Genomic DNA, 20020 nt, shown 5'->3' with positions numbered 1-20020 from the left:
TCTGTCGAACTCGCACCGCTGACTCGAGCCGCGCGTGCGGCGACCTGCTCATCGGACCAGGCCAGTTTGGAAGCCTATTGATAAAAGCCAATGAATCTGCTGTCAAGGTTTAGGCAGCGTACCTGATGGAATGCTTGCCGTCGCGCCGAATCGTTCGGACCTGCTGCGCGAGTACCAATGGACAGATCCTGTTTATCAGTGTCATATTGTAACCCTACCGGAATGGGGATATATTGTCGCGCAGGGGAATGGGACCAGGAGGTCCGTACCGAGATCCACTGTTATTGGTTCGATTTCGCTAGATCGAGAAGCATGGTCGCGCCAGCAAGAAAGGAAGCCGGTTTGACAGTACCTCCAGCAATTTGGGAGATACCCGAGCCGCTGTCCACTGACAGCGTCAAGGTGGACGACGACGCCGTCATCGTCCTGAGACGTCACGGGAATCCGGCGGGCCCCCGGCTTGTCCTGAGTCACGGAAATGGCCTCGCCATCGACCTCTACTACCCGTTCTGGTCGCTGCTGACCGCCGGTTTCGACCTGGTGGTCCATGATCTCAGGAACCACGGATGGAACGAAGTCGGTGCCCAGGAGAACCATCGTTTCGATGCTTTTTCCCGCGACCACGACAGCATCTTCGTAGCGATCGAGAAGCTCTACGGCGTGAAACCCACGGTGGGCGTCTTCCACTCCATTTCTGCCCTGGCCGCCCTGCACCTGCCATCGAGGGGCAACCACTACTCCGCGATGGTGCTGTTCACACCGCCTTTGTGCAACACGGGCCCGATATACAGCGAGTTCGAGCAGCGGGCGGTGCGAACGGGTAACATGCTCAGAGTGAGGGAGCCGTGGTTCCGGACTCGGGAAGAGCTCGCCGAACTACATACCAACCTGCATTACTTCCAGCATGCTGTGCCGGGCGTCTTCGATCTCGTTGCCCGGACGACCCTCAGGGAGTCCGGGACGGGACAGGGTTACGAGCTCCGATGCCCGCGCGAGTACGAAGCGCAGATCTGGTATGAAGCCTCGCAACCTGCGGTGTCTGTGGACTTCGCCTCCCTGCGGTGTCCCACCCGGATCGTCGGGTCAGATCCCGCCCTGGATCCGAACCGTCCGTATTTCGACTACAGAGCCGCCGCAGGCGTCGACTATAAGTTCGTGCCCGAAACGACACACTTTCTGCAGCTCGAGAAACCGGAGGAGTGCGCGGCGGTAATGCTGGACTTCCTGAGCCGGCAGGGCTTTGTCGAGAGCCCGTGATTGTCAGCTCTTGCTCTTGATCAGCCCGTTCAACAGGGCCACGACGACCGAGATGATGAAGGATGCGATCAGGGCGTCCCAGTATCCGCCCACGTCAAACCCGTTGACAAGCCAGGCGGCCAGGTACAGCATGGCCGCGTTGATGACGAGGAGGAAGAGACCCAGCGTGAGCATGCTGATGGGCAGGGTCAGGACGACGACGACGGGCCGCACGATCGTATTGATGAGGGCCAGTACGACGGCCGCGATGATTGCGGTGGTCACCGAATCGACCTGGATACCGGGGTACACGTTGGTCACCAGCAGGATGGCCAGGGTCGTCAGGATCATTTTCAGCAGCATGGTTATATCCCCGTGTGGCCGTATCCGCCGGTGCCGCGCCCGGTTTCATCGAGACGGTCGACCTCCTCAAAGACGACGAAAGGTACGGTGGCGATGACGAGTTGGGCGATTCTCTCCCGGTCGCTTACGCTGTACGGCTGATCGCCGAAATTGAAGAGGATCACCTTGATCTCTCCGCGGTAGTCCGAGTCGATCGTGCCCGGGCTGTTCAGCACGCCAATCTTGTGATTGAGCGCCAGGCCGCTTCGGGGACGTACCTGTCCTTCGAATCCCGGGGGCAGCGCTATGGCGTATCCCGTCCCGATCAGTTCGAGCTGTTTCGGCGCGATTTCCACCGGCTCGTCGACACAGGCGTACAGATCGAGCCCCGCGGATCCTGGGGTCATCCTTCGCGGCGCCGGATGCACCCTGTCCGGCCGGGTCGAGGCGATGGGTATGACGATGGGGTTGCTCATGACTTGCTCCAGGGCCGCTCACAGGGCGATATCGTCTTCCGACACGGGACCGACGGCCGTGAGGTACGTGTTTTCCGCCGTGAAAATGGACTCGGCCAGTTCGGCGATATCGGACGTGGTCACTTCATCCAGCTTCCTTACGATCTCGTCAACGCTGGTACAGGTGTTCTCGTAGATCTCCGCCCTCGCAAGCCGGTTCATCACGCTGCCGGACTCCTCCAGCGACAGGTACAGGCTTCCAGTCAGCTGGGACCGCGTATCCCGGAGCTCTTCCTCCGGCACGGATTGCTCGCACAACACCCGGCATTCCTGACGGATCAGGTCGATCGCACGCTGCGCGTCCTTCGGGTCCACACCGGCACTGATGCAGACCTGGCCGGTATCCCGGTAGAAATCCAGGTCCGAATAGATCGAGTAGGCCAGTCCGGCCTCCTCGCGGATCTTCTGAAACAGCCGCGAGGTCATCCCGCCGCCCAGCAGGGCGTTCAGCAGGAACAGGGCGTATTTCGACGTATGGCCGTAGGGCAGGGCGACGCCCCCCAGGCAGAGATGTAACTGGGCGATGTCCTTGCTCAGCACACGCTTCCTGTGCCGCTGCTTAGGCCGCTTCGAATCGAGCCGGACGGCTGTGTCAACGTCCATGTCGACGTCCGCGTCGACATGCGTGTCGACATCCGCGTCAGCATCCCCGGCTACGACCGCGTCGGCATCCACGTTGACATCCGTATCCGCATGGTCGCTTTTCCCGGGGAAATCGTACTGTTCCCGCACGAGATCGACCAGGGCCTCGTGGTCCACGCTCCCCGCCGCGATGACGTATATACAGTCGTTCCGATAACGGGCCGCAAGGTACGCGACGAGGTGGTTCCGCGTGAAGGACGAGACGGAAGGCACGTTGCCCAGGATCGGACGGCTCAGGGGGTGGGGCTGCCAGATCAGGTTGGCGTAAAGTTCGCTGACCAGGTCTTCCGGGTTGTCTTCGAGGCTGTGTATCTCCTCGATGACCACCATCTTTTCCTTCTCGATCTCATGGGGGTCGAACTTCGAGGACTGCAGCAGGTCGCCGATCACGTCCACGGCGACGGGCAGGTGGCTGTCCATCACCCGGGCGAAATAGCAGTTGAGTTCCCGGCCGGTGAAGGCGTTGAGGTACCCGCCGAGGCTTTCGATGCTCTGGGCGATCTGGAACGCGTTGCGCTTCTCGGTGCCCTTGAACACGGCGTGTTCTAGAAAGTGGGCGATTCCGGGCTTCTCGGCGGGTTCGAACCGCGTGCCGGACCACACCCAGACGCCCATCGTCACGGATCGGACGTGCGGCATGTGCTCCGTAACCACCCGGATGCCGTTGGGAAGTACGGTTTTTCTGGTACGGTCGGTGGATTCTGGCAAGGGAGGATCGTACAGGTAAGACCGCCGCCATGGCGTCCCGATCGGACGTCTGCCATGGCGGCGATGTTCGGATCATACTGGCCGTTCGCTACGGTCAGTTCGCGGCGAGCACCTGCTTCCGGCTCAGCTTGACTTTGCCCTGATTGTCGATATTGATGATCTTCACGGTCACCTCGTCGCCTTCGTTGGTCACATCCTGCATGGAGTTCGTCCGGTGGTTTTCCCATTCGGAAATGTGCACCAGGCCGTCCTTGCCCGGAAGGATTTCGACAAAGGCGCCGAAATCGACGATCCGCTTCACGGTGCCCTGGTAGACCTTGCCGATCTCGGGCTCCTCCGTCATGCTTTCGATGATCTGCTTGGCCTTCTCCCCGGCGGCCGCGTCGACGGCGGCGATCGTGATCGTCCCGTCGTTCTCGATATTGATCTGGGCGCCCGTCTCCTCCTGGATGCCGCGCACCACCTTGCCGCCCGGACCGATCACGGAACCGATCTGGTCCTGCTTGACCTGTACGGTCAGGATGCGGGGAGCGTGCTCGGAAAGCTGCGGCCGCGTCTCGGCGATGGTCTCGGCCATCTTGTCCAGGATGAACAGCCGTGCCTTCTTCGCCCTGGCGAAGGACTCGCGGAGAATCTCCTCGTTCACTTCCATGACTTTGACGTCGAGCTGCACGGAAGTGATCCCTTCCCGCGTGCCGGCGACCTTGAAATCCATGCCGCCCAGGTGATCCTCCACGCCCTGGATGTCGACCAGGTACTGGGGCTTGGGATCGTCCGGTATCAGACCGATGTTCACGCCGGCGACGGGGCTCTTGATGGGCACGCCCGCGTCCATCAGGGACAGTGTCGCACCGCAGACGGTGGCCATGGACGACGAACTGTTGGACTCCAGGATTTCGGAGACGATGCGGATGGTATAGGGGAACACGTCCTCCGACGGGATCACGGGCGCGATGGCGTGTTCCGCCAGCGAGCCGTGGCCGATATCGCGCGGCCTGGGTCCCCGGGCCATGCGCACTTCTCCTACGCTGTACGGCGGGAAATTGTAGTGCAGCATGAAGGACTTCAGCGAATCGCCTTCGAGATCGTCCTGCTTCATCTCGTCCTGCTTGGATCCCAGGGTCGTCACGGTCAGGCTCTGCGTTTCGCCCCGGGTGAAGAGCGCCGATCCGTGGGTCCTCGGCAGCACGCCGACTTCCGACCAGATCGGACGAATGTCATCCATGCCCCGGCCGTCGACGCGCACGCCTTCGTTCTTTATCATGTCATGCATATCGGCGCTCTGCACGTCCCGCACCAGGTCGCGAATGATGTTCTCGCTGTCCGGATAGGTTTCCGCCAGCTGCTCGACGGCCAGGTCGGCCGCGCGGCCGAAACAGTCTCCGCGCGCCTTCTTCTCCCGGGTCCGGTTGCCTTCCTGGACGAGGGGAAGGGCGATCTCGCGCACCTTGTCGGCGAGTTCGGCATCCGTCTTGGGCGAATCGTACGACCGCCGCTCCGGCGCGCCGACCATCTGGCGGAGCTCCTCGATCTTCTCGATGACCGCCTTGATGTTTTCGTGGCAAAGCAGGATCGCATCGGTCAGGTCGTCTTCCGAGATCTCGTGGGCGCTGCCTTCCAGCGACATGATGTGGTCCGGCGTGCCGGTCACCACGAAATCCAGGTCGCTGTCCTCCAGGTCGCTGTAGGTCGGATTGACGACGAATTCGCCGTCCACCCGACCCATCCGGATCGCGGCCAGGGGGGCCTTGAATGGAATATCCGAGATCTGCAGGGCCGCGGCGGCGCCGATAACGCCCAGGATGTCGTGGTCGTTCTCCATGTCCGTCGACAGCACGACGATGGAAACCTGCGTCTCGTAGAAATAGTCCTTGGGGAAAAGGGGACGGATGGCGTGATCGACCTGCCGACCGCTCAGGATCTCTTTCTCTGAAGGAGGTCCTTCTCTGCGAAGCCTGGCGCCGGGAATACGTCCCGCCGCGTACATCCGCTCGCGGTAATCCACCATCAACGGAAGGTAGTCGCGGCCTTCCACGTACTTGTTTTCTGAAACGACGTTGGCCAGAATCACACTCTCGCCATACTGCACCCATACGGATGAATCCGCCTGCTTGGCGACCTTACCGGTTTCGAGGGACAGCGTCCTGCCAGCCAGTTCAAGTTCTACACGATGAGCCATAATACTTGGTCTTCTCCTTAAATCGTCGACAGATGGCGGTCTTTGCCGCCACCAGTGGGTCGTACATCATCAATGGATCATTCTTCATCTGTGGATATTACTTCATCTGTGAATCTTACTTCATCGGATCCTGTCCGTCTATCCGCGGATACCCAGATCCTTGATCAGTTTCCGATACCGATCCAGGTCATTCCTGCGCAGGTAGGAAAGCAACCGGCGCCGGCGGCCAACGATCTTGAGCAGGCCACGCAGCGAATGGTGGTCTTTCTTGTGGACTTTGAAATGCTCCGTCAGTTCGGTGATCCGGGCGGTCATGAGGGCGATCTGCGCCTCGGGCGATCCCGTATCCTTCTCGTGACGTCCGTGATCGGCAAGGATCTGCTCTTTCTGTTCTTTCTCAATGCTCACTAACGATCTCCTTGAATGGATTGACTGTGACCGGTTCCCTGGAGGCCCGGGGGCGCCACGGGCGCCGCCCGTTTCGATCACGCTTTCAACATGTTGTACGTCGTATATACGTCCTTTGAAATCTGGTCTTTGAGCGCTTCGACGGTCTCGAACCTCTTCTCGTCCCGGATACGCTCGACGAATTCCACCCGGATGGACTGGTTGTAAAGGTCCCCTTCGAAATCCAGGATGTGCACCTCGCAGTGTTCGACCTCCTGGCCGAACGTGGGCCGGACGCCGATGTTCATCACGCCGTTGAGCACCCCCTCGCCCAGGCCGACGCGAACCGCGTATACCCCCCGCCTGGGGATCAGGGCGTCGGGATCGTGCGGTTCCAGGTTTGCAGTGGGAAACCGCAACGCGCTCCCTCTTCCGTCCCCGCGGACCACCGTGCCGGTGATCGCGTAGGGATGGCCGAGCATACGCTCGGCTTCGTGGATTTCTCCTTCTGACAGGACAGCTCGGATCTGGCTGCTGTTTACCGGGCTCCCCTCCACCTGAATCGGCTGCACCACGTGGACCGCAAAACCGTATCGCGCGCTCAGCCGGTCCAGCAGCAACCGGTCTCCCCGTCCGTGTCTTCCGAAATTGTGGCTGTAGCCTACGACAATCTCCTGTATATCCAGTGTGTCTACATACGTCGCTTTAACGAAGGATTCCGCCTCGATCCGGGCAAACGCGTCCGTGAAGGGGATGACGAGCACGGCATCGATTTCGAATGGCGACAGCAGCTCAAGTTTCCGGTCCGTCGGCGTCAGGATCGGCAGTGACGGTTTTCTGCCGACGACCAGTTGCGGATGCGGATCGAAAGTCACGACCACGCAGGGGGCGCCCAGGGCTTTCGACCGGTCGATCGCCTGCCCGATGATCGCGCCGTGCCCCAGGTGGACCCCGTCGAAGTTGCCGACGGCGATCACGGCCCGGGGATAGCGGGTTGCGGCTTCCTCAACGGAGCGAAGGACCTTCATCGGCCTTCGTCGTCTCCCTGGTCCGCCTGTACCCGGTCCGCCGGCACCTGGTCCGCCGGCACATGGTCCGCCTTTACTTGGCCCGTCTGGCTACCGGATTCGTTGTCTGTGGTTTCTATGCTCCTCATTACATTCGAAATACGCTGTGCGTAGTCGAACGACTCGTCGTACCGAAAGAGCAGTTCAGGAATGTGCCTCAGCTTGATCCTCCGCCCGAGCTGCGTCCGGATATACCCCTTCGCCCGTTCGAGTCCCTCCAGACTCGCTTTCTGATCCTCCTGCGTACCGAGCACGCTGAAATAGACCCGCGCGTGCCTCAGGTCGACCGATACGTCCACGGAAGTCACCGTCACGAATCCGATACGGGGGTCCTTCATCTCGTGCTGAATGATCTGGCTGACTTCCTGTTTGACCAGGTCAGCCACCCGTGCCGTTCGACGGTGTGCCATTTACCGCTCCTGGGCCCCTAGTACCACTCGAACGCGTGATCCAGTACCAGCAGCCTGGGTTCCGCCTGGACCAGATTCAGTACCTGCCGCAGCGTCCGGTCGACGTAACCTTTTTCTTCGGAAACCATCGCGAGTCCGAGGGTGGCCCGCTGCCAGAGCGACTGGTGCTCCACCTCGGCGACCGACACGTTGAATCGATTCCGGATCCGGTCCTTCAGCCCCTTGATCACCTGCCTCTTGGCCTTCAGCGAGCGGCTTTCGGGCAGAAACAGGTCGATTCGGCACAGCCCTACGATCATGATTCAATCAACGCGTCTGCAGTTGCCGGGCGACTTCCCGGGTCTCGTAAACCTCGATGGTATCGTCCTGCTTGATGTCCTGGAACCCGTCGACGGTCAGCCCGCATTCGAACCCGGTCTGAACCTCGCGGACGTCCTCCTTGAACCGGCGCAACGATCCGACCGTGCTCTCGTAGACGACGATTCCGTCGCGAATGAGCCGGATGTTGGCGTTACGGGTCACGTTGCCGGACTGGACGTAGCAGCCCGCGATCGTTCCCACGCGCGGCGCCCTGAAAATCTCTCTCACTTCCACAACGCCCACGACCTGTTCTTCAATATCCGGTTTCAGCATGCCTTCCAGGGCGTCCGTGACGTCCTGGATGACGCGGTAGATGATGTCGTACAGGCGTATGTCGACTTGCTCCCGCTCGGCCAGCGCCCTCGCCTGGGCGTTGGGCCGTACGTGAAATCCGATGATGATGGCGTTGGACGCCGTGGCGAGCAGGACGTCGGATTCGTTGATGGCCCCGATTCCCGTGTGGATGATCCGTATCTTGACCTCGTCGTTCTCGAGGCGCAGCAGCGAATCGCTCAACGCTTCCACGGAACCGCCCACGTCGCCCTTGACGATGACAGGAAGTTCCTGGATCTCGCCTTCCTTGATCTGATCGTATATATCTTCCAGGGTGATGGGCCTGGCCTGGCGGAACTCGTGCTCCCTGCGCATCTGCCGGCGCCGGTTGCCGATCTCCCTCGCCAGCGATTCCGATTCCACGACCGCGAAGGAGTCGCCGACCTGGGGCATGCCCGAGAATCCCATGATCTGAACGGGTACCGACGGTCCCGCGTCCACGATCCGCGCGCCTCTTTCGTTGAGCAGCGCCCTGACCCGGCCGCTGAACTGGCCCGCCACGAAAGCGTCGCCGACGCGCAGCGTGCCCTGCTGGATGAGAACGGTGGCGAGCGTTCCGCGGCCGCGGTCCAGCTCCGCCTCCACGACCACGCCCTGCGCCCGCCTGTCGGGGTTCGCTTTCAAATCCAGCATCTCCGACTGCAGCAGCACCATTTCCAGGATGTGGTCCACGCCCGCTCCGGTCAGGGCCGACACTTCGCAGGCGATGACATCGCCGCCCCAGTCTTCGACGAGAAGACCGCGCTGGCTCAGTTGTTCCTTGATGCGGTCGGGACGGGCCGTTTCGAGATCCATCTTGTTCAGCGCGATGATGATAGGGACTTCGGCGGCTTTGGCGTGGTCGATGGCCTCGATAGTCTGCGGCATGACTTCCTCGTCCGCCGCCACCACGAGGATGACGATGTCGGTCACCTGCGTGCCCCGGGCGCGCATGGCGGAAAAGGCCTCGTGACCCGGTGTATCCAGGAATGTGATCTGTCCGCTTTCCAGGTCGACTTCGTAAGCGCCGATATGCTGCGTGATGCCCCCGGCCTCGCCGGCGATCACGTTGCTCTTGCGGATGTAGTCGAGGAGGGAGGTCTTTCCGTGGTCCACGTGTCCCATGATGGTGACCACCGGGGGACGGGACACGAGGACGCCCTCGTCCTCTTCTTCTTCGTCTTCTTCGATATACTCGAGGCCGTACTCGGACTGCTCCTCGATGTCGAAACCGAACTCGGACGCGACGGTCATCAGGGTGTCCATGTCCAGCCGCTGGTTGATCGTGATCATGAGTCCGAGCTGCAGGCATTTCGAGACGATTTCCGTCGGGGAGACGGAAAGGTGCTCGGCCAGCTCACCGGCCGAAATGAACTCGGGTACCCGTATGACGCTCAAAGCCTCGTCGTCGGCTTCCCCCTCTTCCCGGTCGCCCCGGCGCCGGCGGCGTCGTGTGCGGGTGCTGTCCATCTGGGCGATAGTCCGGCGCACGCTGGCTTCCACTTCCTTCTGGTCGACCTTCGCCTTCTTTTTCTTCTTGGATCGACGGCGGCGCCCGCGTACGTCCCCATCACCCTTTACCGCCTGGGTGGCGGGGGCTCCGTCCTTCCTGGCCGGCTTTCCCGCTTCCGCCTTCGGCCGGGCCCGGCTCGGACCCTCCTTCACGGTCTTCGGCTTGGCCTTAGTCTCCGACGCGGCCATCTTCTTCTTGCGATCCTGTTCCTGCCGGGCCGCCAGTTTCTCCTGCTCGAACCGCATGTTGACGTCGAGGACCATCTTCTCGTCCATGATGCTCATATGGCTCTTGACCGTATGGTCCAGGTCCCGAAGCATCTGGACGAGCGCGTTGCTCGATATGTTGTACTGCTTGGCTACTTCGTAGATTCTCTTTGACGCCATAGGTCTAATCGTTTCCTTCCGGAGACACTTTCTTCAGCATTCCGCTCGCCAGGTGCCGGTCCGAAATGGACAGCACCGCCATGGGCGCCCGATCCAGGCACGCGCCCAGTTCCAAACGGGTATGACATTCGAGTACGGGTACGCCCCGGGAACCGGCCAGTCTTCTGAAAGAACGCTTCGTCCCTTCGGAGGCATCCCCGGCCAGGATGACCAGCCGGGATTTCCCGCCGTGTATGGACTTCTTGACGGCTTCCGCGCCGCCCCTTACCTGGCCGGCGCGCACGCCGAGGCCAAGGAGTCCGGTCACGGATGGTTGATCAATTCGCTGCGTCACTGGAGTTCCCCTGCTTTTCACTGAACCGCCGTCATGATCTTATCGGCCGTCACGCCGCCGATCCCGGAGATTTCCTGCAGGTCGTCGGCGGTAGCCTGTTGCAGCGACTCCACCGTCGTGTAGCCGGCGTCTTCCAGCTTCTGGCGCAGCTTATCGGAAATGCCGTCTATTTCGGCGAGCGACCCCGCTTCTTCCTCATCGGTATCGACAGCGCCGAAGGTCTCGGAAATCAGCTGCTTCTCGAGATCAGAGCGCTTGATCAGGTCGATGTTCCATCCGGTAAGCTTGACGGCAAGCCGGGCGTTCTGGCCCGCCTTCCCGATGGCCAGCGAGAGCTGGTCATCCTCGACGACCACGCGCATGTCCTTCTTCTCGATGTCCAGGATCTGGACCTGGGCTACTTCGGCGGGGCGCAGCGCCTGGGTCACGAAGGCGGACGGGTCGTTGCTCCACGGCACGATGTCGATCCGCTCGTTGTTGAGTTCACGGACGACGGCCTGTACACGCGTGCCCTTCATGCCCACGCACGCGCCGACGGCGTCGACCCGGTCGTCGTGTGAAAGGACGGCGATCTTGGACCGGTCGCCCGGCTCCCGCGCGGACGCCTTGATTTCCACGATACCCTCGTGGATCTCCGGCACCTCCATACGGAACAACAGTTCCAGGAACGCCTCGCAGCTCCGAGAAAGTATGACCTGCGGGCCCTTAATGGCGTTCTGCACGTCGAGGATGAAGGCGCGGATGGTCTCGCCCTGGCGATACCTTTCCCGCCGTATCTGCTCGCGCCACGGCAGCAGCGCCTCGGTGCGCTCGATCTTGACGATGATATTGCCGCGGTCCACCTGCTGCACGCTGCCGATTACGATCTCGTTGACCCGGTCCTTGTACAACTCGTAGACGTTTTCCCGCTCCGCCTCACGGACGCGCTGCACGACGACCTGCTTGACCGCCTGTATCGCGTTGCGCCCGAACTCCTCGAAGGCCAGGGCCTGTTCGACGCTTCCGCCCAGCTCCGCCTGCGGGTCGATCCCCTGCGCGGTTTCGAGACTGACCTGCGTCTCGGGATCCTCCACCTCGTCCACGACTTCCCAGACCGCCGCCATCTCGATCGTCCCCAGCTTTTCGTCGATCCGCACCTGAACGTTGTCGTCGCCCGTGCCGAACCGCTTCTTGGCCGCCGTGATCAGGCCGGTCTTCACCGTGTCCCAGACCACATCACGCTCCACGTTTTTCTCTCGTATGATCTGCGCCAGCGCCTCAATGACCTCGTAGTTCATTACCTGGTGCTCCCTCTCCTAACCATTGTCCCAACCATGTTCCAGTTCCCGGTGGGCTTTCCGGATGCTTGCGACGGGTATGCGATGCTTCTCCCCCTCGCAGACGATTTCAACCGTACTGTCCTCGATGCCTTCGAGAAGGCCCACCCGGGTGACCGATCCGCCGTTCCCGTCCGCGTATACGACCTTGACCCGCTTTCCCAGGGCCCTGCGGAAGTCTCTTTCCGTCTTGAACGGCCGGTCCAGACCGGGTGAGGAAACTTCGAGCGTATAGCGGGACGGAATGGGGTCTTCCAGATCGAGCAGGCTGGACAGTTCGCGGTTTACCTGTGCACAGTCGTTGATCGTAACGCCACCCGGCTTGTCGATCAACAGCCTGAGGACGTACCTTCCCTGCCTTCCCGCCAGTTCCAGATCCACCAGTTCGAACCCGGCTTCGTCGACGATCGGACCGGCGAGCGAGGAGACGATCCGGACGATCGAATCGCGGTCAGTTTCCATCGCGTAATTTCGAGTTCCAGCACGAAAAACACACAAAAAAAAGCGGGCACTACTTCGCCCACTTCTGCAGCACCACTCTAATATATGGGGGCACATTAAACCAAGCAAGCAAAAAGTTTTACGTCGATTCCCGGCCCGTTCCGGGCGGCCCAAAAAAAGTCCTTGGATCACGAAAAGACACAAAATATGTTTAGTCCTGAAGGGACATGTCAAACGCACGGTCCAGACCGACCAGGAGACACCGGATGAACAAGGCGGTTTGCTATATCAGGGTCGGCTCGATGGAAACCCGGAAGCATCCCTTTCGAAAGGCAGACCAGGAGAAACGGCTACGCGCCTACTGCGCGGATAACGACCTCGACGTCATGCTGGTGATCCGCGATATCCGTGTCGAAGCGTTCACTCCGCTCGAGGAACGTCTGGGCGGCCGGGACCTGGTCGATACGGTCGAATCGAAGGGCATCCAGCATGTCGTCATCTGGCGGCTCGACCGGCTGTTCAGATCCGCGGCGGAAATGTCGGGCTGCCTCGCGGCCTGGTCCGGTGAAGACATCGCGTGCCATGTGCTGGATCTCGACGGCCAATCCGTCCGCACCGACCAGGAGCAGGGCAAGCTGGTCATGAGCACGCTCAACGTGCTCGCCGGGATGGCCCACGACCTGCCCGCCGAGCGGACGAGGAACCGGATTCGGCTGAAGAAGAACAACCGGTTCGTCTATGGCGCGGTCCCCTACGGTTACGACCTGTCCGGCAACCAACTGGTGCCCAACGCCAGGGAGCAGGAGATCATCCGGAAGGTGAAGCACTGGCGGACCGAAGGCAGGAGCCTGCGCAGCATCGCGGAGGAACTCAACGGGATGGGGATCCCCACCAAGCGCGCCGCGGCGGTTTCACGGGAAACCCGCTGGTACGCGTCCACGGTCCGGTACCTGCTGCAAAACGAACTCTACCTTTCCGAAGAAGAGGAAGACGGCCCGGCCGGAGACCAGGGCTGAAACGGGGACGAGCAGGACTGAACCGGAGAGCAGGACTGGTCCCGGGACGAGTGGATCGGGACCGGGGGGAAGGGCAGTACCGAGGGGATATACGCCAGAGAGGATTCGAACCTCTGACCTACGGCTCCGGAGGCCGTCGCTCTATCCAGCTGAGCTACTGGCGCAGGACTTTCCAGCCCGCAATATAACGGGCGATTGCTTCATCTGTCAATCCAATTCAAGGGTGGCGTCGGCGACGGGAACCCGGTCGGCGGCGTCCCCAATTGCGGGTACGGTGTCGCCGGCTCCGGCGTCCCGAGCGTCGGGTACGGAAAGCCGGCCGGTCGCGCCCCGGGCGTCGGTCGCGTCTACTTCCACTTCGACGAAGGCGTTCACCTGCTCCGACCGTCCCTCGAACCAGCATCTCAGCCCGTGGTCCGTCCGCCCTGTCATGCGCCGTGTATGAGGGCCTTGCTCACCGTGCGGGTGGACTAGCTCACCGCGCGAACCATTCGGGCCATCCGATTCTTCCTCCACCAGCACAGTGAGTTTCCTGCCCCTGAATCGGCTATTGTACTCCGCTGATTTCCGATCGCTCAACGTTCGAAGCAGCAGGTTCCGTTCCCGTGCCGTCGAAGGCGGCACCTGGTCCGGCATGCGGGCGGCGCGGGTATGGTCCCGTCTGGAATAGGAAAACACGTGGAAATAGGCGTAGGGCTGGCGGTCCAGCCAGTCGTACATACGTTGAAAGGAGGCGTCGGTTTCCCCCGGGAATCCGACCATGACGTCGGCCCCGATACAGATATCCGGTACCGCGTCGACCAGCCGTTCGACCACCTCCTTAGCCTGACCGGCCGTGTAGGTCCGGCGCATGGCCCCCAGCAGGTGGTCGTCGCCGTGTTGCACGGCCAGGTGCGTGTAACGGCACAGCCTCGGCGCGTGGTGCCCGAACAGGTCGATCAGTTCCCCGTCCACCGCCGTGGGCCAGATGGAGCTCAGCCTCAGGCGGGGCAGCGCGGTCCGTTCCAGGATCTGTCGAACGACGTCGTTGAGCGTGACGGGCGTGGGCAGGTCGTTGCCGTATTCGCCGAGATGCACGCCGGTGAGCACGATCTCGGCGTAATCTCTGTCCACCAGGGTCTGAACCTGGCGCATCACGGCGTCCGGCGGCAGGCTTCGATGCCGGCCGCGGGCCCAGGGAATGATGCAGAACGAACAGAATTGATCGCAGCCGTCCTGGATCTTCAGCGTGGCCCGCGTTCGGTTTTCAAAAGCGGAGACGTCGAGCCGCTCGTCGAATTGCGCCATCTCCGCCCTGCGGGTCACCCGAGAAGTGGGAGGATCACCCGCGCGCATCGTTAGCACGTGGTCGACGAGATCGCCCTTCTCCACGTTGCCGAGGACGAGGTCCACGCCCTCGATTTCCAGGAGCTGGCCGGGATTCGTCTGGGCGTAACAGCCCGTGGCGACGACGATGGACGCCGGTCGGCGCCCGGTAGCCCGCATGGTCCGCACGGCCCGGCGAAGTGCCTGCCGGGCTGACGCATCGGCCTGGTTGGTCACCGTGCAGGTATTGACGACGTAGACATCCGCGGGCGCGCTGAAGGGCACGACATGAAAGCCCCGTAAAACGAACTGCTCGCGAATAGCCTCGGTCTCGAATTGATTCAGACGGCAGCCGAGCGTATGCAAGGCTACCGTCGGCGTATCATGCGCCGGGGCCAAGCCAGGTTGAGTCACGAAAGACCTCTGTCCCGCTGGTCGCGGACGGGTGTTTATCCGTCCGCTTCCCCGGTTTTGCCGGTGTCCTCGGCCTTGGCGGTGACCTCGGCCTTGGCGGTGACCTCGGCCTCGGTGGTGTCCTCTGCCTCGGTGGTGTCCTCGACCCTGGCGGCGTCCCCCGTCTCGGCAACGTCCTCTGCCTTGGCGGATTTCTCTGCCTTGGCGGAATCCTCCGCCTTGGCGGCCTCGTCTTCAACGGCCACGACATCGCCGATCACGGTACCCGCCACGGGGTGCTTGCTCAGGTAGTCGTCGATTTCAGCCCGTTCCCGGTCGCGGAAGTAGGCCTTCACGCTGAGCACGACCCGGCGGTTCTTCCCGTCAAACTCGATGACCTTCAGCGGGATCTCCTCGCCTTCCTTGAAGGCGTCGCCCGGCCGCTTGATCTCCGGATGATTGAGCTGTGAGATGGGGACGAATCCCTCCACCTCGTGTGAAAGCTCGACGACCACGCCCCGTTCGAGAAGCCGGATGATGACCCCCGACGTCTCGGTATTCACAGGATAAACTTCGGCAAGCGAGATCCACGGATCCTCGGAGACCTGCTTGATGCCGAGGGATACGCGCCGGGCTTCGGGATCGATGTTGAGGACCATCACGTCGATCTCTTCACCCTTCCTGACGACTTCGCTGGGGTGCTTGATCCGTCGCGTCCAGGACATGTCGGAGATATGGACCAGCCCGTCTATGCCTTCTTCGATTTCCACGAAAGCGCCGAAAGCGGTGATGTTGCGCACGCGTCCACGAACCATGGCGCCCACATTGTACCGCTCGTTGAGCGACAGCCACGGGTCCGGCTGGGTCTGCTTCATGCCCAGGGAGATCTTCTCGTTCTGCTGATCCACCTTGAGGACCACGACATCCACGTTCTCATTGACCGTCACCATCTTCGAGGGGTGGGTAACGTGCTTCGTCCAGGACATTTCGGAAATGTGAATCAGCCCCTCCACGCCCCGTTCGAGTTCCACGAAGGCCCCGTAGTCGGTGATGCTGACGACCCGCCCCGTGATTCTCGAGCCGACGGGATACTTCTCCTCGACGTTCGCCCAGGGGTAGGGCTCGAGTTGCTTGAGGCCCAGCGAAATCCGTTCGCGTTCCCGGTCGAATTCCAGGATGGCCACGGTAATCTCGCTGCCGATCGTCACCAGTTCGGAAGGATGGCCGATGCGTCCCCAGGAGATGTCCGTGATGTGCAGCAGTCCGTCGATGCCGCCCAGATCCACGAAAGCGCCGAAATCCGTGATGTTCTTGACCACGCCCTTGCGAACCTGGCCGCGGTCGAGTTCGGCGATGATGGCCTGCTTCTGCTTCTCCTTCTCAACCTCGAGCACCACGCGACGGGACACCACGATGTTCCTGCGGCTCTTGTTCAGCTTGATGATCTTGAAGGGGAGCTTTTCTCCGATGAACTGGTCCAGGTTCGGCGTCTGCTTCAACGCCACCTGCGAACCGGGCAGGAAGGCATCCACGCCGAACAGGTCCACCACCAGGCCGCCCTTGATGCGCCTCAGGATCTGGCCTTCCACCACGGCGCCTTCCTCGTGGGCATCCTTGATCTTGTCCCAGACCTTCATGAAATCGGCTTTTTGCTTGGACAGAACGAGCTGCCCTTCCTGGGCTTCGATATCCTCCAGGAAGACCTCGATGTCCTGGCCGATCTCGAGCTCGTCGGGGTCGGTGAACTCGGACAGAGAGATCGCGCCTTCCGATTTGAACCCGACGTCGATGATGACTTCACCGTTCTCGATCGCGATGACCTGGCCGGGAACGATCTCGCCTTCCACGATGTCCTTCAGGGTCTCGTCATACATCTGGAACATCTGTTCGTATTCTTCGAGTTCCTGTTGATTCAGGTCCTGCTCGTCCACCCACTTGGGCAGCCGGTACGGACGCTTCGGGGAAGCGGGTTCCGTTTCGGCGGTCGGCTTGGCGGTCTCCTCGACCTCGGAGGGTTCCGTTGCTACGGCGGTCTCCGTCGCCACGGCCGTCTTCGGCTCGGTGGAAGGCTCCGCCGGCCCGTCTTGCTCCGAATCCGGCGCGGGTGGTTCCGCGGATACCTCTTTAGCCGCCTCCGCGAGTTCGGCGGGTGAAGAAGACGCCTCGGTCTCCTCGACCTCGGTAGTCTTCGGTGAGTCCTCTGACATGTCACTCCTCCTTGATGGATGAAAAACACGGACCGCCGACACATCCGGACCGGTCCGCCCGAACGAAAAAAGTACTTCAGCCGGTCATGGGGCCCACCGGCTCAAGTTCCTCGATTTCTCCATGGGTCAGCGCGCGCCATTTCCCGGCGGGAAGTCCGCCGTCGGCCAGTCCGCCCAGCCGCACCCTGATCAACCGCATCACGGGATGCCCTACCACGTCGCACATTCTCCGGATCTGGCGCTTGCGACCCTCGTGCAACACGATCGACAGCCAGGCGCCGCTCTCCGAACGCCTGATCGACTCCACGCCGGCCTTCGCCGTGGTCCTGCCGTCCAGCACAACGCCTTCTCTCAGCCTTAGCAGCGTGTCTTTCCGCGGCACGCCCTTTACGAGGACATGATACTCCTTTTCGAAACGGAAACGCGGATGCATCAGCCGGTGCCCCAACGCGCCGTCGTTCGACAGGAGCAACAGGCCCTCCGAGTCCCGGTCCAGCCTGCCGACGGGAAAGACGCGTTCCGGGATGTCCCGGATCAACGAGGCCACCGTCGGCCGGCCGAAGGGATCGCTCAACGTGGTCAGGTATCCGGCCGGCTTGTTGAGCAGGTAGCATTTCCGGTCCGCCGATACCTCCAGCGTCCGGTCATCGACCGTCACGACATCCGAATCGGGATGGACCCGCGTGGCCAGGGAAACCACCGTCTCGCCGTTCAGTTTGACCCGGCCGGCCTCGATCATCGCCTCGCTGTGCCTCCGGGAGGCGACGCCCGCCTGGGCCATGTATCTATTCAGTCTCATCGGTCGACACTACTTTTCCATCCGTCTCGCCCGCCGGACTGGCCGACCGTCCCGGCCGCGGGAACAACGACGGGTCCAGCTGCTCTTCTACTTCGTCCAGTTCGATATCCTGGTCCTTCAACAGTTCATTCAGTTCGTCCAGCTTGGGCAGGTCCGACAGCTTGTTGAGCCCGAAATACCTGAGGAAATCACCCGTCGTCGCATAGAGAATCGGCCGGCCGACGCCTTCTCCCCTGCCGGCGATGCGTATGAGGTTACGATCCAGCAGCGTCCTAAGCACGCCGTCTACGTTCACCCCGCGTATGGCCTCCACCTCGGACCGGCTGATCGGTTGTTTGTACGCGACGATCGAAAGGCATTCCAGGGCGGCCTGGGTAAGCCGAGATGGGATCCTGCCCCGGTAGAGCCGGCGAATCCATTTCGCGTAATCCACCTTGCTGCTGAGCTGGTATCCGTTGGCCACGTGCCGGATTTCGAAGCCGTGGCCGCCCTGCGCGTACTTCTCGTTCAGGGCTTCGATGCATCCACCGATCAGATCCTCGCCCACGTCGTCCATGACGCGGCTGAGTTCGGTCAGGCTGAGCGGCGCGTCGCTGGCGAACAGCACGGCTTCCGTGATCGCGCGGTATTCGTCCAGCTGGGCCTCGTCCATGATCAGTTTTTTCTGCATGCTCCGTGCTCCCTCATGACGAGGTACTCACCGAACCGGAAAGAGTCAGCCAGATCTCGCCCAGCGTATCGGTCTGCTCGAAAACCACCCGGTTCTGCCGGATCAGTTCCAGCAGGGCCAGGAAGGTGATGATCAGGAAGGGCCGGGAGAGATCTTCCTGGAAGAGCGCACTGAAGAACAGGGTCTTCCGTCGCTTCAGGTGATCCAGGATATCGTCCATCCGGTCCTCGATCGACAGGGTCTCCCGTTCCACGGTCCGGTCGAAATCGTCTTTTGCGCGGTCCAGCGTGAACCTGAACGCCTGCAGCAGGTCCCAGAGATTCAGGTTGCCCGCCAGCCGGGTATCGAGCGTTTCCACGCCGTTCAGGTCCTCGTCCGGGTGCTCCGCGGGCGGATGGTAGAACACGTCGGCGTTGCGATCCTGGTGCTCGTTCAGCACGCCGGCCGCTTCCTTGAACTGCCGGTATTCCAGCAGGCGCTGCACGAGTTCTTCCCGCGGGTCCGCGCCTTCCTCTTCCTCCTCTTCGGACCTACGGGGCAGGAGCATCTTCGACTTGATGCGCAGGAGCGTCGCCGCCATGAGCAGGTACTCGCTGCCGACTTCGAGATCGAGCAGTTTGAGCAGCTCGAGATACTGAAGGTACTGCTGCGTGACCAGCGAGATGGGAATGTCGTAGATATCCACCTCGTGTTCCCTGATCAGGAACAGCAGGAGGTCCAGCGGTCCTTCGAAGTGTTCGAGCCTTACCTGGTAGGCCATAGCAGTTCTTCCGGTTGTTCGTTCTTCAGAAACAGGTAGGGCCGCCAGGAATGATGGTGGATGCCAATGAAGTCTCGAATAAAGTGTATCCTGGTGGGCGCCTTGGGCTTGCGCCGCAGCGCCATGTTCACCTCTTCAGGCAGCCGGTCCCCCTTCTTGTTGTTGCACCGCTGGCAGGCGCAGACCATGTTCTCCCAGCTGTCCCTACCGCCCAGGTACCTGGGCAGGACATGATCCACGGTAAGGGGGCCTCTCGTCGTGCTGCAGTACTGGCACTGGTGGCCGTCGCGCTTGAGGATGTTCTTGCGCGACAGCATGATGCCCTTGCTGGGTATGCGAACGAAGTTCACGAGCCGGACGATACTGGGCCGGTCGAACAGCGAGTATACGCCCCGCACAGGATCCGCATATTTGTCAATGATCTCCGCCTTGCGCAGAAAAACGAGAATGACCGCCCGTCTTGCCGTACAAACACTCAAAGGCTCGTAGTTCTGGTTCAGAACGAGGACGTGTTCGCTTACCATGCCTTGCACGCCTTTCCGAAACCCCAGTTCCTCCCTTGCGAAACGATCCTGAACCGGTTACGGGAACGATCCCCGTTAAACCTACACAATGTAGATTTATCAAGGGCTTACGTCAATAGTTTTCTTGGCGGATACGGGCGGGTGGAGCGGAGTTTCAAGCACGGTGGCATCCTGTGGAGACGCGGCAAATTACGGCTT

General features: G+C 61.5%; 20 protein-coding genes and 1 tRNA gene. 2 read left to right on the top strand and 19 right to left on the bottom strand.

Annotation, left to right across the window (positions count from 1 at the left end; all coding sequences use genetic code 11):
• The first annotated feature begins 177 nt into the window (after positions 1-177).
• The gene (locus F4Y38_14400) at positions 178-1257 is read left to right on the top strand and encodes an alpha/beta hydrolase (protein ID MXY50472.1); all 1080 of its coding nucleotides are present in this window, start codon (positions 178-180) and stop codon (positions 1255-1257) included.
• 3 nt (positions 1258-1260) lie between these two features.
• Here F4Y38_14400 and F4Y38_14395 read toward each other — a convergent pair whose 3' ends face one another.
• The 12 genes from F4Y38_14395 to F4Y38_14340 all read right to left on the bottom strand — a co-directional run bounded on the left by F4Y38_14395 (position 1261) and on the right by F4Y38_14340 (position 12169).
• Positions 1261-1605, bottom strand: a complete 345-nt coding sequence (locus F4Y38_14395) for a phage holin family protein (GenBank protein ID MXY50471.1) — start codon at positions 1603-1605, stop codon at positions 1261-1263.
• Complete coding sequence (locus tag F4Y38_14390) at positions 1602-2054, bottom strand: dUTP diphosphatase (GenBank protein ID MXY50470.1); 453 nt, start codon at positions 2052-2054, stop codon at positions 1602-1604. Before F4Y38_14390 ends, F4Y38_14395 begins: the two co-directional genes overlap by 4 nt.
• Positions 2055-2072: 18 nt before the next feature.
• Complete coding sequence (locus tag F4Y38_14385) at positions 2073-3443, bottom strand: insulinase family protein (GenBank protein MXY50469.1); 1371 nt, start codon at positions 3441-3443, stop codon at positions 2073-2075.
• Positions 3444-3537: 94 nt separating this feature from the next.
• Complete coding sequence (gene pnp, locus F4Y38_14380) at positions 3538-5622, bottom strand: polyribonucleotide nucleotidyltransferase (protein ID MXY50468.1); 2085 nt, start codon at positions 5620-5622, stop codon at positions 3538-3540.
• A 138-nt stretch (positions 5623-5760) separates the two neighbouring features.
• The gene (rpsO, locus tag F4Y38_14375; protein ID MXY50467.1) at positions 5761-6030 is read right to left on the bottom strand and encodes a 30S ribosomal protein S15; all 270 of its coding nucleotides are present in this window, start codon (positions 6028-6030) and stop codon (positions 5761-5763) included.
• Positions 6031-6107: 77 nt separating this feature from the next.
• The gene (locus tag F4Y38_14370) at positions 6108-7037 is read right to left on the bottom strand and encodes a bifunctional riboflavin kinase/FAD synthetase (protein MXY50466.1); all 930 of its coding nucleotides are present in this window, start codon (positions 7035-7037) and stop codon (positions 6108-6110) included.
• A complete protein-coding gene (gene rbfA, locus F4Y38_14365) occupies positions 7034-7486 on the bottom strand; it encodes a 30S ribosome-binding factor RbfA (GenBank protein MXY50465.1) in 453 nt (150 codons plus the stop codon). The genes F4Y38_14370 and rbfA overlap by 4 nt, the downstream gene beginning before the upstream one ends.
• Positions 7487-7503: 17 nt before the next feature.
• Positions 7504-7785, bottom strand: coding sequence for a DUF503 domain-containing protein (locus tag F4Y38_14360; GenBank protein MXY50464.1), 282 nt, complete (start codon positions 7783-7785; stop codon positions 7504-7506).
• 7 nt (positions 7786-7792) lie between these two features.
• A complete protein-coding gene (gene infB / locus F4Y38_14355) occupies positions 7793-10057 on the bottom strand; it encodes a translation initiation factor IF-2 (protein MXY50463.1) in 2265 nt (754 codons plus the stop codon).
• A 4-nt stretch (positions 10058-10061) separates the two neighbouring features.
• Positions 10062-10412 carry a 50S ribosomal protein L7 gene (locus F4Y38_14350; protein MXY50462.1) on the bottom strand — a complete coding sequence of 117 codons (351 nt, stop codon included), beginning with the start codon at positions 10410-10412 and terminating at the stop codon, positions 10062-10064.
• Positions 10409-11668, bottom strand: coding sequence for a transcription termination factor NusA (gene nusA / locus F4Y38_14345; GenBank protein MXY50461.1), 1260 nt, complete (start codon positions 11666-11668; stop codon positions 10409-10411). The genes F4Y38_14350 and nusA overlap by 4 nt, the downstream gene beginning before the upstream one ends.
• 18 nt (positions 11669-11686) lie before the next feature.
• Complete coding sequence (locus F4Y38_14340; protein MXY50460.1) at positions 11687-12169, bottom strand: ribosome maturation factor RimP; 483 nt, start codon at positions 12167-12169, stop codon at positions 11687-11689.
• 206 nt (positions 12170-12375) lie between these two features.
• On the opposite strand from F4Y38_14340, the gene F4Y38_14335 reads away from it, so the two are divergent.
• The gene (locus F4Y38_14335) at positions 12376-13164 is read left to right on the top strand and encodes a recombinase family protein (GenBank protein MXY50459.1); all 789 of its coding nucleotides are present in this window, start codon (positions 12376-12378) and stop codon (positions 13162-13164) included.
• 90 nt (positions 13165-13254) lie between these two features.
• Here the strand turns inward: F4Y38_14335 and F4Y38_14330 are convergent.
• From F4Y38_14330 to F4Y38_14300, 7 genes are all read right to left on the bottom strand, one after another.
• Positions 13255-13328, bottom strand: a tRNA-Arg gene (locus F4Y38_14330).
• Positions 13329-13371: 43 nt separating this feature from the next.
• The gene (gene mtaB, locus F4Y38_14325; GenBank protein MXY50458.1) at positions 13372-14922 is read right to left on the bottom strand and encodes a tRNA (N(6)-L-threonylcarbamoyladenosine(37)-C(2))-methylthiotransferase MtaB; all 1551 of its coding nucleotides are present in this window, start codon (positions 14920-14922) and stop codon (positions 13372-13374) included.
• The gene (locus F4Y38_14320) at positions 14919-17069 is read right to left on the bottom strand and encodes a 30S ribosomal protein S1 (GenBank protein ID MXY50457.1); all 2151 of its coding nucleotides are present in this window, start codon (positions 17067-17069) and stop codon (positions 14919-14921) included. Before F4Y38_14320 ends, mtaB begins: the two co-directional genes overlap by 4 nt.
• Positions 17070-17145: 76 nt before the next feature.
• The gene (locus F4Y38_14315) at positions 17146-17868 is read right to left on the bottom strand and encodes an rRNA pseudouridine synthase (GenBank protein ID MXY50456.1); all 723 of its coding nucleotides are present in this window, start codon (positions 17866-17868) and stop codon (positions 17146-17148) included.
• Positions 17855-18505, bottom strand: coding sequence for an SMC-Scp complex subunit ScpB (gene scpB, locus F4Y38_14310; GenBank protein MXY50455.1), 651 nt, complete (start codon positions 18503-18505; stop codon positions 17855-17857). Before scpB ends, F4Y38_14315 begins: the two co-directional genes overlap by 14 nt.
• Before the next feature lie 46 nt (positions 18506-18551).
• Positions 18552-19298 (bottom strand): segregation/condensation protein A, encoded by a 747-nt coding sequence (locus F4Y38_14305; GenBank protein MXY50454.1) that lies wholly within the window; start codon positions 19296-19298, stop codon positions 18552-18554.
• Positions 19283-19822 carry an HNH endonuclease gene (locus F4Y38_14300; protein ID MXY50453.1) on the bottom strand — a complete coding sequence of 180 codons (540 nt, stop codon included), beginning with the start codon at positions 19820-19822 and terminating at the stop codon, positions 19283-19285. The genes F4Y38_14305 and F4Y38_14300 overlap by 16 nt, the downstream gene beginning before the upstream one ends.
• Positions 19823-20020: the final 198 nt, after the last annotated feature.

This window comes from Gemmatimonadota bacterium (assembly GCA_009838645.1).
In the GTDB taxonomy this organism is placed as follows: Bacteria; JAAXHH01; JAAXHH01; order JAAXHH01; family JAAXHH01; genus JAAXHH01.
The sequence above is the reverse complement of the archived record's forward strand: the minus strand, read 5'-3'. Positions and strand labels throughout refer to the sequence as shown.

What these genes read in the sequence shown, in the direction of transcription:
- infB (MXY50463.1), bottom strand. Translation starts at nt 10,057, where the DNA reads ATGGCGTCAAAGAGAATCTACGAAGTAGCCAAGCAGTACAACATATCG.
- F4Y38_14400 (MXY50472.1), top strand. Translation starts at nt 178, where the DNA reads ATGGACAGATCCTGTTTATCAGTGTCATATTGTAACCCTACCGGAATG.
- F4Y38_14360 (MXY50464.1), bottom strand. Translation starts at nt 7,785, where the DNA reads ATGATCGTAGGGCTGTGCCGAATCGACCTGTTTCTGCCCGAAAGCCGC.
- F4Y38_14340 (MXY50460.1), bottom strand. Translation starts at nt 12,169, where the DNA reads ATGGAAACTGACCGCGATTCGATCGTCCGGATCGTCTCCTCGCTCGCC.
- pnp (MXY50468.1), bottom strand. Translation starts at nt 5,622, where the DNA reads ATGGCTCATCGTGTAGAACTTGAACTGGCTGGCAGGACGCTGTCCCTC.
- rbfA (MXY50465.1), bottom strand. Translation starts at nt 7,486, where the DNA reads ATGGCACACCGTCGAACGGCACGGGTGGCTGACCTGGTCAAACAGGAA.
- F4Y38_14370 (MXY50466.1), bottom strand. Translation starts at nt 7,037, where the DNA reads ATGAAGGTCCTTCGCTCCGTTGAGGAAGCCGCAACCCGCTATCCCCGG.
- F4Y38_14335 (MXY50459.1), top strand. Translation starts at nt 12,376, where the DNA reads ATGTCAAACGCACGGTCCAGACCGACCAGGAGACACCGGATGAACAAG.
- F4Y38_14315 (MXY50456.1), bottom strand. Translation starts at nt 17,868, where the DNA reads ATGAGACTGAATAGATACATGGCCCAGGCGGGCGTCGCCTCCCGGAGG.
- F4Y38_14320 (MXY50457.1), bottom strand. Translation starts at nt 17,069, where the DNA reads ATGTCAGAGGACTCACCGAAGACTACCGAGGTCGAGGAGACCGAGGCG.
- F4Y38_14300 (MXY50453.1), bottom strand. Translation starts at nt 19,822, where the DNA reads ATGGTAAGCGAACACGTCCTCGTTCTGAACCAGAACTACGAGCCTTTG.
- nusA (MXY50461.1), bottom strand. Translation starts at nt 11,668, where the DNA reads ATGAACTACGAGGTCATTGAGGCGCTGGCGCAGATCATACGAGAGAAA.
- F4Y38_14305 (MXY50454.1), bottom strand. Translation starts at nt 19,298, where the DNA reads ATGGCCTACCAGGTAAGGCTCGAACACTTCGAAGGACCGCTGGACCTC.
- F4Y38_14390 (MXY50470.1), bottom strand. Translation starts at nt 2,054, where the DNA reads ATGAGCAACCCCATCGTCATACCCATCGCCTCGACCCGGCCGGACAGG.